Annotated in this window: 11 protein-coding genes; 4 read left to right on the forward strand and 7 right to left on the reverse strand. The window is 52.8% G+C overall.

Annotated features, from left to right (window positions below; all coding sequences use genetic code 11):
* Positions 1-281 precede the first annotated feature (281 nt).
* The 4 genes from DFER_RS21290 to DFER_RS21305 all read left to right on the forward strand — a co-directional run bounded on the left by DFER_RS21290 (position 282) and on the right by DFER_RS21305 (position 6,016).
* On the forward strand, positions 282-1,751 hold the full coding sequence (locus tag DFER_RS21290; protein ID WP_015813717.1) for an aldehyde dehydrogenase (NADP(+)): 1,470 nt from the start codon (positions 282-284) through the stop codon (positions 1,749-1,751).
* Between the two features lie 167 nt (positions 1,752-1,918).
* Positions 1,919-2,920: a 4-hydroxyproline epimerase gene (locus DFER_RS21295; protein WP_015813718.1), complete on the forward strand. Its 1,002-nt coding sequence runs from the start codon at positions 1,919-1,921 to the stop codon at positions 2,918-2,920.
* A 228-nt stretch (positions 2,921-3,148) separates the two neighbouring features.
* On the forward strand, positions 3,149-4,405 hold the full coding sequence (locus DFER_RS21300) for an NAD(P)/FAD-dependent oxidoreductase (RefSeq protein WP_015813719.1): 1,257 nt from the start codon (positions 3,149-3,151) through the stop codon (positions 4,403-4,405).
* A gap of 186 nt (positions 4,406-4,591) precedes the next feature.
* On the forward strand, positions 4,592-6,016 hold the full coding sequence (locus tag DFER_RS21305) for an APC family permease (protein WP_015813720.1): 1,425 nt from the start codon (positions 4,592-4,594) through the stop codon (positions 6,014-6,016).
* 82 nt (positions 6,017-6,098) lie between these two features.
* Here DFER_RS21305 and DFER_RS21310 read toward each other — a convergent pair whose 3' ends face one another.
* The 7 genes from DFER_RS21310 to DFER_RS21340 all read right to left on the reverse strand — a co-directional run bounded on the left by DFER_RS21310 (position 6,099) and on the right by DFER_RS21340 (position 14,589).
* Positions 6,099-6,593, reverse strand: coding sequence for an SRPBCC family protein (locus DFER_RS21310; protein ID WP_015813721.1), 495 nt, complete (start codon positions 6,591-6,593; stop codon positions 6,099-6,101).
* Positions 6,583-6,909: an ArsR/SmtB family transcription factor gene (locus DFER_RS21315; protein ID WP_015813722.1), complete on the reverse strand. Its 327-nt coding sequence runs from the start codon at positions 6,907-6,909 to the stop codon at positions 6,583-6,585. The genes DFER_RS21310 and DFER_RS21315 overlap by 11 nt, the downstream gene beginning before the upstream one ends.
* Before the next feature lie 98 nt (positions 6,910-7,007).
* Positions 7,008-7,442 carry a hypothetical protein gene (locus DFER_RS21320; protein WP_143828780.1) on the reverse strand — a complete coding sequence of 145 codons (435 nt, stop codon included), beginning with the start codon at positions 7,440-7,442 and terminating at the stop codon, positions 7,008-7,010.
* Positions 7,408-7,947: a hypothetical protein gene (locus tag DFER_RS21325; RefSeq protein WP_015813724.1), complete on the reverse strand. Its 540-nt coding sequence runs from the start codon at positions 7,945-7,947 to the stop codon at positions 7,408-7,410. Before DFER_RS21325 ends, DFER_RS21320 begins: the two co-directional genes overlap by 35 nt.
* Before the next feature lie 135 nt (positions 7,948-8,082).
* Positions 8,083-9,651 carry a glycoside hydrolase gene (locus DFER_RS21330; RefSeq protein WP_015813725.1) on the reverse strand — a complete coding sequence of 523 codons (1,569 nt, stop codon included), beginning with the start codon at positions 9,649-9,651 and terminating at the stop codon, positions 8,083-8,085.
* Between the two features lie 26 nt (positions 9,652-9,677).
* Positions 9,678-10,838, reverse strand: coding sequence for an NRAMP family divalent metal transporter (locus DFER_RS21335; protein ID WP_015813726.1), 1,161 nt, complete (start codon positions 10,836-10,838; stop codon positions 9,678-9,680).
* Positions 10,828-14,589 carry a hydantoinase B/oxoprolinase family protein gene (locus DFER_RS21340; RefSeq protein ID WP_015813727.1) on the reverse strand — a complete coding sequence of 1,254 codons (3,762 nt, stop codon included), beginning with the start codon at positions 14,587-14,589 and terminating at the stop codon, positions 10,828-10,830. The genes DFER_RS21335 and DFER_RS21340 overlap by 11 nt, the downstream gene beginning before the upstream one ends.
* Between the last annotated feature and the right edge of the window lie 439 nt (positions 14,590-15,028).

The raw sequence follows: 15,028 nt of genomic DNA on the forward strand, positions 1-15,028 counted from the left end.
TGCGTGGAAGGAGGCTCCTCGGGAGCCGAAGCCCGGTAACGATCATGGGTTGCTATAAACAGGTGGCTCCTCCGAAGCTCTGACTCGAATCGATGAACAATTGCAGCGCAATCTCCTGTTTATAGCAACCCGATCGTACAAATATCCCGAACCCCAGCCGGGTTTCCTGTCATCGCAATGGCCGTAACCCGACCGGTAACCGTAATATTGACAAAAAAAGCACCGTATAGTCGTTAGATTTCCGGTGCGGGATTGTTACCATTTTGTCAAAACATCAAATTATGAATTCATCCGATTTAGACCTTATTCTTGAAAAAGCCCAGGCGGCATTCGTGGCGATGAACGCCTATGCATTGCGCCGCCGGGTCGCATTGATGAACGCCATTGCCGACGAGATCGAAGCGCTTGGTCCGGAACTGGTGCAAACCGCCATGGCCGAATCCAACCTGCCCGAAGCACGCCTGAACGGCGAAAAAGCGCGGACGGTGTTCCAGTGGAGAAGCTATGCCGATGCGGTGGAAAAGGGCTATTCGCTCGATGCGAGCATTGATACGGCCAACCCGCAGCGCGCGGTGCCCAAGCCCGATATCCGCAAAACGAATGTAGGATTAGGTCCTGTGGCGGTATTCGGTGCGAGCAACTTCCCGTTTGCATTCTCGACGGCGGGAGGCGATACGGCCAGCGCCATTGCGGCGGGATGTCCGGTAGTTGTGAAAGCGCATCCGGGCCACCCGAAAACGTCGCAGATCATGGCCGACGCCATTAGCCGCGGGGTAGCCAAAGCGGGTTTTCCCGAAGGCACATTTGCACACATTTTTACAGAAACCAATGAGGAATCCCAGGCGCTCGTAAGCCATCCGGTGATTAAGGCGGTGGGTTTTACCGGTTCCAACCGCGGCGGTTTGGCTTTGGTTGAGATCGCCAACAAGCGGAAGGAGCCGATCCCGGTATTTGCCGAAATGGGCAGCATTAACCCTGTGTTCCTGCTGCCGGGCAAGCTGGCAACTGCCGGCGCCGATCTGGCCAAACAATATGCCGGTTCGCTGACATTAGGCGTGGGGCAATTTTGTACCAACCCCGGCTTGCTGATCACGGAGCAAAATCCCGCATTGGACAGTTTTATCGAAGCATTGAACCAGGAAATCGTAAACATTCTTCCGGCGCCGATGCTGAATGCAGGCATTGCTGTTGCTTATCGCGGAAATCGCGAGAAAGTGATCGGCCAAAGCGGCGTGGAACTGGTAGCGGTAGCGGCGAGCGAAGCAGCCGACGGTCATGGTGCTGCTACGGTGGCGACGGTTTCAGGTGTTGATTTTTTGATTAATGATGAACTGCAAACCGAAGTTTTCGGGCCATTCGCATTGATCGTAAAATGCCGGAATGCGGAGGAAGTGCTGGCGGTTACCGAAAAGCTGCACGGCCAGCTCACGGCCACTTTGCTGGCCACGAGCGAAGACCTCGCCTCGCACCGCGAACTGGTGGCGGCGATTCAGAACAAATGCGGCCGCATTATCTTCAACAACTTCCCGACGGGCGTTGAAGTCTGCAAATCCATGCACCACGGCGGCCCATTTCCGTCGTCGAGCAACAGCCAGTTTACGTCCGTCGGTCCGGACGCGATCAAGCGGTTTACCCGCCCATTGAGCTTCCAAAACTGGCCCGACGAATTTTTACCCGATGAATTGAAAAACGCCAACCCGCTGGGGATTTGGCGGACGGTGGATGGGGAGGTGACGAAGCGGGAAGTTTGAGGTTACTTCGGCTGTCGGCTGTCAGCCGTCGGCTTTTCCGTCTGATTTGTTCGTCACCGCTTTTATTATAAAAATTACTGTAACAAAAAAGCCGACAGCCGACTGCCGAAGGCCGAAGTATATAAAAAGGCCGAAAGTCGATGGCCGACTGCCGAAGTCAATAAACTATGCGCAAAACTTTTTTCTGTATCGACGCCCACACCTGCGGTAATCCTGTCCGGGTAGTTGCAGGTGGCGGGCCGCTCCTTGAGGGCAACAGCATGATGGAGCGCAGGCTCCATTTTTTGAGGGAATTCGACTGGATTCGCAAGGGCCTCATGTTCGAGCCCCGCGGGCACGATATGATGAGTGGCAGCATTCTCTACCCGCCCATTGATCCCGCCAACGACATTGGCGTACTCTACATTGAAACCAGCGGCTGCCTGCCGATGTGCGGCCATGGGACGATCGGGACAGTTACCATTGCCATTGAAGAAGGCCTCGTAACCCCGAAAGTACCGGGCAAGCTGCGCCTCGAAACGCCTGCCGGGTTGGTGTTAGTGGAATATGTGCAGGAGGGAAGAAAAGTGAAATCAGTGAAATTGATCAACATTAAATCCTTCCTCGCAGCCGAAAAACTGACCGTCGAATGCCCCGACCTGGGCACATTGACGGTGGACGTTTCCTACGGCGGCAATTTCTACGCGATCGTCGATCCGCAGGAAAATTTCAAAGGCATCGAAAACCACACCGCCGACCAGCTCATCAGTTGGAGCCGCGTGTGCCGCCAGCGGATGAACGAGCAATACACGTTCGTTCACCCCGAAAACGAGCATATCAAAGGCCTCAGCCATTTTCTCTGGACCGGCGCGCCGATTGATCCTACGTCCACAGCCCGCAATGCAGTTTTCTACGGCGATAAGGCCATCGACCGCTCGCCATGCGGCACGGGCACGTCCGCACGTATGGCGCAATGGCACGCGAAGGGCAAGCTCAAAAAAGGCGACCGTTTTGTACACGAAAGCATTATCGGTTCCAAATTCATCGGCACCGTGGAAGAAGAAACGACCATCGGCGACAAACCCGCCATGATCCCCGGCATCGAAGGCTGGGCAGTAATCACGGGCCACAATACCATCTTCATCGACGACGAAGAAGACCCTTATGCGTTTGGTTTTCAGGTTATTTGAGGCTGTCGGCAGTCGGCTATCGGCTATCGGCTGTCAGACTTTTTTAAATTGATTTAAAAGCGCATAAAAGCCGACTGCCGACAGCCGAAGTATTTTTTCACTCATTAGCATAAAAGCCGACTGCCGATAGCCGACAGCCGAAGTATTTTTGCATTCATTAACCTAAAAGCCGATAGCCGACAGCCGAAGGCCGAAGTACTTTCCCCTGTCGTCATCGAACACAACCAAATGTCAAAAAAAGGCACCTCCGTCATCATTGGTGGCGGGATTTCGGGTCTGGCTTCGGCCTATTATTTGCTTAAAAGCGGGTGGAAAGTGACGTTGCTCGACAAGGGCGACCTGTTCGATAACTGCTCCATCGGCAATGCGGGTATGATCGTGCCGAGCCATTTTATTCCGCTTGCCGCGCCGGGTATGGTTTCGAAGGGGATTAAATGGATGTTCAACAGCCGCAGTCCTTTTTATGTAAAACCTTCCCTCGATTTCTCGCTCATTTCATGGGGTTTGAAATTCATGAAAGCGGCCACGGAAGCCAATGTGGAACGCGCCGCGCCGCATTTACGGGATTATCATTTATTAAGTAAAAAACTCTACGAAGACCTCGTCCGAGACGAAAACCTGGACTACGGGCTGGAAGAAAAGGGCATTCTAATGCTCTACAAATCCGATAAAACAGGCGAAGAGGAAATTCACGTAGGCAAGCAGGGCCAGCAACTCGGCCTGGATATCGATATGCTCAGCCGCGAGCAGGTGCAGGCCTTGGAACCGGGCATTCAACTGGACGTTGCCGGCGCCGTGCATTACCGCTGCGACGCGCATTTGTACCCGACGGCATTAGTAAAAGGTTTGATCCAAAGCATTACACAGCTCGGCGCCGAAATTGTCACAAACACCGAGGTGACCGGTTTTGACATTCAAAACGGGGAGATCAAACGGGTGAAAACCGTCGCCAAAACCTACGAAGGCGATCTGGTGGTGATGACCGGCGGCTCGTGGCTGCCGCAATTGGCAAAACAGGCCGGGTTGTCCATTCCGGTCATGCCGGGCAAGGGTTATTCCTTCATGGAACCGAACTCGCAGCATCCCATTGTTCATCCCGCTTTGCTTCTTGAAGCGCGTGTGGCCGTGACGCCCATGAACGGACAGGTACGCTTCGGCGGCACGATGGAACTCGCGCCGCTCAACAACCAGATCAATATGAACCGCGTGGAAGGCATTGTGAACTCCATCCCGAAATATTACCCCGAACTAAACGTGGCCGTACCGCAAAAAGACCGCATCTGGTACGGTTTCCGTCCTTGCTCGCCGGATGGCTTGCCGTATTTGGGCTATTCCAAAAAGCTCAGCAACCTGATCGTCGCCGGCGGTCACGGGATGATGGGCATCAGCCTCGGGCCTGGAACGGGTAAAATAGTTGCGGAACTGGCCGAGCGTGCGAGACCTTCGGTTAACATAGGTCTGTACGATCCTGAACGGTACCAGTAATCGGCATATCGGGTAAGTGTGCCAATGAGCGATCGTCGGGGGCTGCGTTATCCATCGGCGCCAGGGATGGCAATGTGCCGGCATGAAGGCGCCATTTTAGCGAGCGGCAGGGTGGGAATATTGTGAGTAGTCCAAATACTTCGTAGTTTACACAGTTTAAAACCTGACCTAATAACCTATTACCCTATGCCACAAGAAAACACTTCTTTCAAGCCCTCACTGGGACTTGTTGACGCCACGATGCTCGTTGCCGGCAGTATGATCGGATCGGGCATTTTTATTGTCAGCGCCGACATCATGCGCAATACTGGTAGCGTGGGCTGGCTGATGTTCGTGTGGCTCATCACTGGTTTCATGACGCTCACGGCCGCATTGAGTTACGGCGAGCTCAGCGCCATGTTTCCCAAAGCGGGCGGCCAGTACATTTATTTGAAAGAAGCATATAATCCATTAATCGGTTTTCTGTACGGTTGGAGCTTTTTTACGGTAATCCAAACCGCCACCATTGCCGCCGTGGCTGTGGCGTTTGCGAAGTTTACGGCCTACCTTGTTCCGGCATTCAGTGAAGATTTAGTCGCGCTGGACCTTGGCTTTCTTAAAATAAGTCCCGCGCAGCTACTGTCTATTGTCGTGATTGTGCTGCTGACGTTTACGAATACACGTGGTGTCAACAGCGGTAAAATAATCCAGACTACATTCACATTAACAAAGCTCCTGAGCTTGCTCGGCCTGATCGTTTTCGGGTTAATTTTCATGAAGCCCGAAGTGTGGGCGGCCAACTGGGGTGAAGGCATGTGGGATTTGCACAAACTCAGCCCCGACGGCAGCATTGCGTCGTACACCACCATTGCCGCATTCGGTGCCATTGCCGCTTCGATGGTCGGCTCCATTTTTAGCTCCGATTCGTGGAATAACGTAACGTTCATCGCCGGCGAAATCAAAAACCCGCAACGCAATATCGGCCTCAGCCTCGCATTGGGGACGATTATCGTAACAGTGATTTACGTACTCACCAACGTCATGTACACCGGCGTGCTCTCGTTGCAGGAAATTGCGGCTTCCGACAAGGACCGTGTGGCGGTAACCGCCTCCCACGTCATTTTCGGTAATTCCGGCACGATCGTAATCGCGGTCATGATCATGATTTCGACCTTCGGCTGCGACAACGGCCTCATTATGTCAGGTGCGCGGGTGTATTATTCGATGGCTAAAGACGGGCTGTTTTTCAAAAAAGTAGGTCGGTTGAACAAGAATGCGGTGCCCGAAATAGGCCTCTGGCTGCAATGCGTGATCGCCTCGCTGTGGGCGTTGAGCGGCAAATACGGCAACCTGCTCGATATGATTTCGTTTGTGGTCGTGGTATTTTACATGCTCACGATCATCGGCATATTCATCCTTCGCAAAACCCGCCCCGACGCCCCGCGGCCTTACAAGGCGTTTGGTTACCCGTTTTTACCGATCATTTACATTATCATGGGCATCGCGTTCTGCGTGCTGCTCATCATTTATAAGCCAGAATACACCTGGCCGGGGCTCATTATTGTGCTGCTGGGCATTCCGGTTTATTATATGGTTGCCAGGAAGGAAGTAGCGGCGGTAGAGCAGGACTAGTTAAAAAAAGCATGTCAGTCAAAACGGGCGGGGCTATCCTGTCCGCTTTGACTGACATTTGTTTGTTGATGAAATGGCCGGATTACTTATCCAGCAGCTCGTCCAGATTACCAAGTGCCATGGTAAACCCTTCCTTGAAGCCCATCTCGATCATTTGTTCGAGGTCTTCCAGTTTGTCGTATTGAATCGCCACGGAAACGGTGGTGGTACCGTTAGCCTCGGTGAACGTGTTCGTCCAAAGCGCTTGTGCGAACTCGTTGTTGATTGTTCCGTTTTCATCGCAGAATGCATCATTCGCGGTGAATTTTTGTTGCGGATCAATCGTCTTGTATTCTACTTTGGCCCAATGCTCTTCACCCTCGGGGCCCACCATGGCGTACAGCCAGCTGCCGCCTACGCGGAAATCCATGGACTTGGTGCGTGCTTTCCACGGGCGGGGTGCCCACCATTGATCGAGCAGCTCACTTTGCGTCCACGCGGCCCACACTTTGCCCACGGGTGCCGCAAATTCGCGCTCTACTTTCACGCGGTTATTCTCCTTGTCTACCGAAAAATTCATTAACAGGTTACTTTTCATTTGGACTGGAATTTAGGTTGATTAATAATTCATCTAACTGACTAAAACGGTCTTCCCAGTGTTTTTTGAACTGCGTTAACCAGTGGTCGAACTCTTTCATTTTAACTGGATTGAAATAATAATGAATCTCCCTCCCGACCTTGTTCTGCTTCACCAGGTCGCAGTCGGCGAGTACCTTAATGTGCTTGGAAACCGCCTGCCTGGAAGTATCAAAATGTTCTGCCAGGGCATTAGGCGTCATGGACTGCGCAGCGATGAGCACCAGAATAGCCCTCCGCGTAGGGTCAGCAATAGCCTGAAAAATATCACCTTTCATACACGATCGAAATATGCAACTTGATGGTTGCAAATATATATGCAACTTTTGAGTTGCGCAAGGGTTTTGTGAAAAAATTTAGTTGATCGTACTGAAAATTAGATCATCGTACTAAAATCAAGCAGTTCTCCCATAACAGTCACTTGATATAAAGTCCTGTCTTTGATGGCTTTTGCTATGGTTTTGTAGAATTCAGTGCGTGCTTCGTTTGTTGTATTCGGCGAACCGTCACTTCCAGTTTTAGGATGAATGTAGGCAAGATAAATGCACTTCGCCGCAATTATCGCGAGGTAGTACATGCGATAGCCACTTCTACCGCCAATGTCGTGCTTGATGTACGGGTGCGTGATGCTTTTATTAAGGAGCGTTCCTGTGCGAAAGTGATCGATGTCTTTGTCACGCAGGAAGCGAATCAGCAGCTGATCGATATCTTTATAGCAGTTGTTTTTTCTCAGATTTTGTATCTGCTTTTTGAACGGTTCGATACAATAGATTTGGTCATTGCAGTGATTCAAGTTGGTGTGTGGTGTCATTAAATCCTTGACTATTTGGAAGTTTAAAGAAAACGGATTCAATATCGTCGAGTACCTCAGCCAAGTGTTGGCTCACTTCTTCGAACGCCCTGATTTCGATGATAATAACTCCCTTCTGCCATAGCGGCTGGTAAGTGTTAACAATCGAGGCGGAGCCTTCCAGTAATTTCCGGCCGAGATTGATTAAGTCTGCGATCAACTTTAAATCATCGGGTGTTGCCTCAACTAACGTCCAGGTGAGCGATTGGAGTTTATGAATAATATCCTCCATCGTTTCTCTCGATCCAACAAAGTTGACTCTCACTTTATTGATTAGGTCGAGGTTTTCATCGCACGGGTTCTCGAGCAATGCGTTCAGTGAGTTCTCAAAGTCGGCATTTCTTGACGATTCCGATGTTACCTCTTCTCTCAGTCCTCTCAAATCCGCATTATTTGTCGCCATTTTCGATTTGTTTAAAGACTTTAAGTTAACGAAATCCTGTGGGAATACCAGCTGCGTTTTCATCTTACGAAATACAAAGATAATTTGCGCTATTCGCCAAGTGAACTTGCTTAATAAGTCAAATCGACCGGTCGTTCATTGCAAGCCTATATAATGGTTGTAATTCTTCTCAACAGGAAGAGCTTTTGCTATGTAACGCTACTTCTGCAACACCACCGTCACCATCCCCCGAGCCGGCACTTTCACCCCATCCTTCAATTTCCTGACCTTCGATCGCTGCATGTCCACTCCCTTTTCCCCGGTAGTCAGATAAATGTCTCCGCCACTAGCCTTAAATCCGCTGATTTCCGGCTTCAAAATCCGCTCTTCATTGGAATAATTAATGGCTACCAGCACGACCTGTTTCTCGCCCGCGTAAGCCGAAACCATCAAGTCCTGCGCGATTTGCACAGGGGAGAGGCCGTCGTTGCGGGTGATGTGCAGCCGGTGCATTCCGGGGCGGATGAAGCGGCTGTAATGGCCGAGGGCCCAGAGGTTCTTGGTAGCGGTGATGGTGCCATCCACATATTCCGGCGACGAGGGTTTGAGGGCGATCACGTAGTAGCGCGTGTCGAAATCGGGGTTGCCGGGTTCCCAGCTGTTCCACAGTTGCCAGGCGGCGGCGTTGCCGTGTACGAGGTCGTCGTGGATCACTTTGGAGAGGAATAATGCGCAGTCGATGGCGGGGATGCGGCCGGTTTTGCCTTCGCGGTAGCCGTCGGCAAGCATTGAATATTCGGTTTGCCAAAAGGTTACGCCGTATTTGGCGGTGGTGTCGGCTACGTACTGGCGGATGGCGATGCGGGCGCTGTCGCCTTTATCGGTGAAGTAGCTGTGGCCGCCGATGATGCGCGGCAGGTTTTTGAGATTGGTGAGCGCAAGCTTGCTTTCAGGGGCAAAAAAGGCCTGCGTTTGCCGGTTTGCATTGCCGGTTTTGGTGTACAGGTAATCGAGCTGGGCGGCTTCGGTGAGGAGGATTTTGGATGCCGAGCCGGTGGCGGTCAATGCGCTGTCGAGGGCTTTGGCAACGCGCGCGATTTCGTCGTTGCGCCACGGGCTGCCTTCCTGCTTGGCGCCCTGGCCCGGAGCATGGTACCAGTCCCATTGCGGTTCGTTCACCGGGCTGATGTAGTTGAAATGCAAGCCTTCGCCATCAAAATGCTTCAAAACCGTTGCCAGAAAACCCGCATAGTCGCCGTAATGCTCTGGTTTGAGGTTTGAAACGTAGTCTTTCGTGGTTTTGTAACCCCGGCCGTTTTTAGTGAACTGCACCGGCGGCGTGTTCGAGAATGCAATCAGGTTTTCGACGCCGTATTCCTTCGCTTTTTTTGTAAACCATATATAACCCGCTTGCTTGGACCAATCATACGTGCCGTCCGGCCGCAGGAAGCTCTCGACGCGTTTGCGGAAATCGGTGATGCCGCTGCTGTCGCCCTGCTCGGCTGTGCCGCCGCCGATGTTGAAGCGCCACGCAGATAGTCCGATGCCTTTGGGATTGCCACTGGCGTCGAAATCCTTGCTGAATAACCATTCAGCCATTTGTTCGCGGTTTTTGGTAGGCCAGTTTTTCGCAATGCCTTCGGTAAACCATGCTCCTGCCGCACCGAAATTGTCGATCTGCTGGGCCTTGTTTTGGGGGTTTATTTTAATGATTAATGCTTTCGGTTTTTGGGCAAAACCGGCAGCAGCTGTAAGGAGCGAAAGGATTGCAAGAACTACTTTTTTCATGAATCAAACGGTAAGCGTAAATCAATTTAAAATACATTAAAACCCATGGCGAGCAGGATCAGTACCACCAGCCAACCGGCCATTTGCAGCCACGCCGAATGCCGGTAACTGCCCATAATCCGCTGTTTCCGACAAGCCAGGAGCAGAATGGCCAGGGCAATGGGCAATACAAAGCCATTTAAAGTACCCACAAATACCAGCACCTTCACAGGCCGGCCTATGAGCAGGAAAATGATGGTGGAAATGAGAATAAAGGCGATGGTAATGTAAGCGTGGTAGCGATCGATCACCGGGTGAAACGACCGTACGAACGAAATGGAAGTATAAGCCGCGCCGACCACCGAGGTAATGGCCGCAGCCCAGATCATCAGGCCGAACAGCTGCTTTCCGAATGCGCCCGCGGCATTTTCAAACACCGAAGCGGCCGGGTTACCGGGATTAATGCTCGCTCCGGTGAGGATGATGCCGAGCGTCGCCAGGAAGAGCAGGTAGCGGATGAGGGCCGTGATGAGAATGCCAGTGGATGCGCCGCGGTTTACTTCTTTCAATGCGCATTGGCCGCGTACGCCGAAGTCGAGCAGGCGGTGCGCGCCGGCAAACGAAATGTATCCGCCCACGGTGCCGCCTACGAGCGTGAGGGTGGCCACGGGGTCAAACTGTTCGGGCAAAAACGTGTGCCGGATGGCGCTTCCCAATGGCGGGTGCGAGGTGAATGCAACGTAGAGAATGAGGCCAATCATGACAAAGCCGAGGATTTTGGCAAAAACGTCGATGGCCTTGCCGGCTTCCTTAAACAGAAAAATAGCGATGGCGATGCCTGCGCTGAGCATCGCGCCGGTTTCTACGCTTATGCCCGTCATGGCCTCAATACCCAAACCCGCGCCGGCCACATTGCCTATGTTGAAAGCCAGTCCGCCGGTTACGATCAGGAATGCAAGCAGGTAGCCCAGGCCGGGTAGTAACTCATTGGCGAGGTCCTGGGCGCGTTTGCCGGACACGGTGACGATCTGCCAGATGTTGAACTGCACGGCCAGGTCGATCAATATTGAGATCAGGATGATGAAACCGAAGTTCGTGGCCAGCTTTTCGGTGAAGACGATCGTCTGGGTCAGGAAGCCGGGGCCTACCGCGGAGGTCGCCATCAGGAATGCGGCGCCCAGCAGGGCGTTTTTGTGTTTATGCGCCATATCCTCCACCCCCAGGCGTTTCGATAGTCAAAATATCGCCCGCCTGCACTTTCAGGCTGCAAATCCCCGGCAGCTCACTCGTTGAACCGTTTGAAAAAAGCAAATGCCGCCCACAAAGCCCATCCGCACCGCCTGCTAATCCATAAGGCGCATGCCGCCGATGCTGGCCGAGCAAAGTCACCTGCAACGGCGCCAGGAATTGCAGTTTCCGCACAATACCGTCGCCGCCCCGCCAGCGTCCCGCGCCGCCCGAACCGCGCCGAATGCCGAATTCCAGCAAACGCACCGGGTATTTTCGTTCCAACGGCTCGGGGTCGGTAATGCGCGTGTTGGTCATGTGCTGGTGCACTGCCGCGCGACCGTGGAAGCCATTTCCCGCGCCCGCACCGCCGCCGATCGTTTCGTAGTAGCCGAATTGCTCATTGCCAAACAGGAAGTTGTTCATCGTTCCCTGGCTGCAAGCGGCTAACCCGAATGCCTTCAATAATGTATCCACCAGCCGCTGGCTCACTTCCGTGTTGCCGCCTACCACGGCCGGGCATTGTGTAGGATCGTCGGAAAATTGGGGGTGGAGGAAGCTGTTTTCGGGTAGTTTGATCTCCACATCGCGCATCAGGCCATCGTTCAGCGGTATTTCTTTATCTACCAAAAGCCTCAGTACATACAAAATGGCGCTGTACAGAATGGAAATGTTGGCATTCAGGTTATTCGGGTGCACGGGCGATGTGCCTGTGAAATCGAATACCTGTTTGTGATCGGTTATGGTAATTTTTACAGCAATCCGATGGTCGTCATCGAGCCGCTCCGACGCCTCGAAAACCTGCCCTTGCAGCGGCTGTAATGCATTCCGAAGCTGCGACACGGCCGTTTCTTTCAGCATTCCCATGTATTTTCGCACGGTTTCCAGCCCGTGGTTTTCTACCAGTTTCAGCAACTGCGCGCTGCCTTTTTTCAATGCTGACAATGCCGCGATAATGTCGGCTTCATTGGATAGGAACGACCGGGTAGGGTAGGGCCCGCCCGTAAAAAGCGTACGCAATGCATCCCATTGAAATTCACCCGCTTTCACCAGATACTGCGGCACAATCACCACGCCTTCTTCGGCAAGGCAAGTGGCGTCCGGCGGCATCGAGCCGGGTGTTTTGCCGCCCACTTCCGCATGGTGCGCGCGGTTGATCACATATCCTAGGCACGTTTCGTTATCCGCGAAAACGCCCGAAATAAGCGTAATATCAGGCAAATGCGAGCCGCCGTAACGCGGATGGTTTGTGATCACGACGTCGCCGGGGCCGATGGGAATGGCCTCACGTACGAGGCGCCCGCAAATGCCCATGCTGCCCAGGTGCACGGGAATGTGCCGCGCGTTCACGAGGAGTTCGCCGTCGGCATCGAGCAGCGCGCAGGAGAAATCGAGGCGTTCTTTCACATTCACGGAAAAGGCGGTGCGCTGCAATTGTACGCCCATTTCGTCGGCAATGGCCTTGAAACGGTTGGTGAAAAGCTGCAAAGCTACTTCTTCGCTTTGCCGGGAATTGTCCTTTTCAACGACTTCGGTGCGCCAGGCAATGGCGTCCTGATCGCGCTGGATAACCAGTTTCCAGCCTTTGGGTAAATAGGTGGTGGAAGTGTTATTTAAAAGAATGGCAGGACCGTCGAGCTGATCGCCGGTTTGCAGGCTGTCCCATTCGAACACCGGCGTCACGGAATGGGTTAGATCGGGTGAAAATGGGGTGCTATGTGCCTTCGCAGCCGATTCTGGGCCATTTTGAATAGGTGAAACCGGTTCAATGCGCAGGCTCCTTTCCTGCACTTTCAACTTGATACTTTCGAGCTCCACCACCGCATTGGCAGGAAAATAACCAAATTGTGCCAGGTAGGTTTCTTCAAATGCACGCAGCGTCTTTTCACCCTCATAAGGTAGTTCAATCGCATTTTCCTGACCTGCGAAGCGGAGGTACACATAACAGAATGCTGTTTCGAAGGCGGTAATGCCTTGTGCTGTCAAAATCGCTGCCGCTTGTTTTTCCAAAGTGTCCCGCCACTCATTCACATCGGCCGCTGTCTCTTTCCAGGGGCGCAGGATTTGCCTGGAAACAATGGTGCTGATCAACGCTTCACCAATGCCCGCCGCGCTGAACAGTCCGCCGTCGTACGGCAGCAGCACAGTGTCCATGTCAAGCAATTCGGCAAGCTGGCACGCGTGTAACCCGCCTGCACCTCCGAACGTGACGAGGGCGAATGCACTGGGGTTAATGCCTTTTTCGACGGAAATTTTTCTGATCGCGTCGGCCATCTTTTCGTTCGCAATGCGTTCGAGGCCGGTGAGGATCTCATGGCGGCTAAGCAGGTTGCCGGTTTGGATTTGAATAGCGCTTTGCAGTTCATCCAGCCTATGAGTGGCGGCATCTGGGTTAATGGGAATGCTGAATTTCGATGTTTCCAGCTTGCCCAGCAGCAAGTTTACGTCCGTGACCGTCAACGGCCCGCCTGCACCGTAGCAAGCCGGGCCGGGCGATGCGCCCGCACTTTCCGGGCCGACCTGCAAAGAAAAGCCATCGAACCAGCACACCGAGCCGCCGCCTGCTGCCACCGTTTCGATGGCCAGCGTGGGATTATGGAATTCAATGCCGTCGATTTCAGTAACATATTTCAGTTCCGGCTGGCCGTCAATCAGCGCGGTATCGGTGCTGGTGCCGCCCATATCGAAGGTGATTGCCTTGTGAAAACCCAGTTTCCGGGCAAAATTCGTGGCCGCCACCATTCCGCCCGCCGGACCGCTGAGTAAGCTGTCCTTGGCACGGAAGCCGCTCACTTCGGCCAGGCTGCCGGTGCTGGTCATCACTTGCAGGCTGCCGCCATGCAATGCATTCCGGATGTTGGATAGGTATTGATCCAGGATCGGATCGAGGTAGGCATTCACAACGGCAGTTTGCGTCCTGCGCAGGTAATGCGAAAACGGGAACAGATCCGACGACGCCGAGACGTATTTTGCACCATTATTCCGGAACCATGCGGCAAGTTGAGACTCATGCTGCGAATTTTGGTAGGAATGCAAGAAAGAAAGCGCTACTGACTGGTGATCAGCAGGTTTTTGTTTTGATTGAAAATCATTCAAATCCAACGCTTCAATGACATTTCCCGCGGCATCCATTCGCTCATCGACTTCCAGCACTTCGCTGTAAAGCAGTTTAGGTTCAGGAATATCCAGCTGAAAAAGCGACGGGCGTTGCTGGTTACCAATGTAAAGCAGGTCTTTGAAACCTTTGGTCACGACCAGCAACGTCTTCGCGCCTTTCCTTTCGAGCAATGCATTAGTACCCCTGGTGGTGCCCAATCGCATGGCAATCGGCGGGAGTGGTTGATCAAGCGGCGTTTGTGTGATCAAGCGTGCTGCCAGAATGGGCGCTTCTTCGGCGGTGGTTATTTCAAAATCTACGGGCTGGGTGAATGCGAGATCGTCGGCTAGTGTAATGCTATGAGCTTCTCGGTCAACGTGTTCAATGCGGCTTTGCGCGTCGTTACCGTAGAATTTGAATATGTAGTTTTTGAAAAGTGAACCATCGAAGGGCCACCATGCCTCGAAGCGGTAAGTATGCGGAGCGACTTTCGAGGTAATGCACCCGCGAAGGCAGCTGGAACTGAGAACTTTGATGCGGGTCTTTTCCCCGGCCGGATCAATGGCCAGGCAATCGGTAAACGTCCCGCCGGTATCGATCCAGATTTGCCAGGCGGTTGCAGGTATACTTTTCAAAATGATGTTTAAGAATAGGTAATACGTTCCAATTTAGCCAATTCAGGGAATAATGCAGGTATTTGCGGCGCATTAAGTGGCTAGTTCCCGTTCGGCCGTTCGCTAATCAGGAGGCTCCCCCGGAGCCGTGGCGTAGTCCTGTTGTCTGTTTGCTATAAACAGGCGGCCATTCCATGGCCTTGGCGAAACAGGGACCGCGGCGCAGGTGAAGTTATGGGAACCTTGTACTGGTAACTTGCATGGTTGTGTGTTTGGCACAATCGTGCAGGCATTGCATGGCCTTGGAGAAACAGCGACCGCGGTGCGGGTTGAAGTTATGGAAACCTTGTACTGGTACTTGCATAGTTACGTGTTTAGCATAATCGTGCAGGCATTCCATGGCCTTAGCGAACGATTGACAGCGGAGCGGTTTCCTGTTTATAGAAAAAATTGCATCAAA

The sequence above is a fragment of the Dyadobacter fermentans DSM 18053 genome (genome assembly GCF_000023125.1).
Classification (GTDB): Bacteria; Bacteroidota; Bacteroidia; order Cytophagales; family Spirosomataceae; genus Dyadobacter; species Dyadobacter fermentans.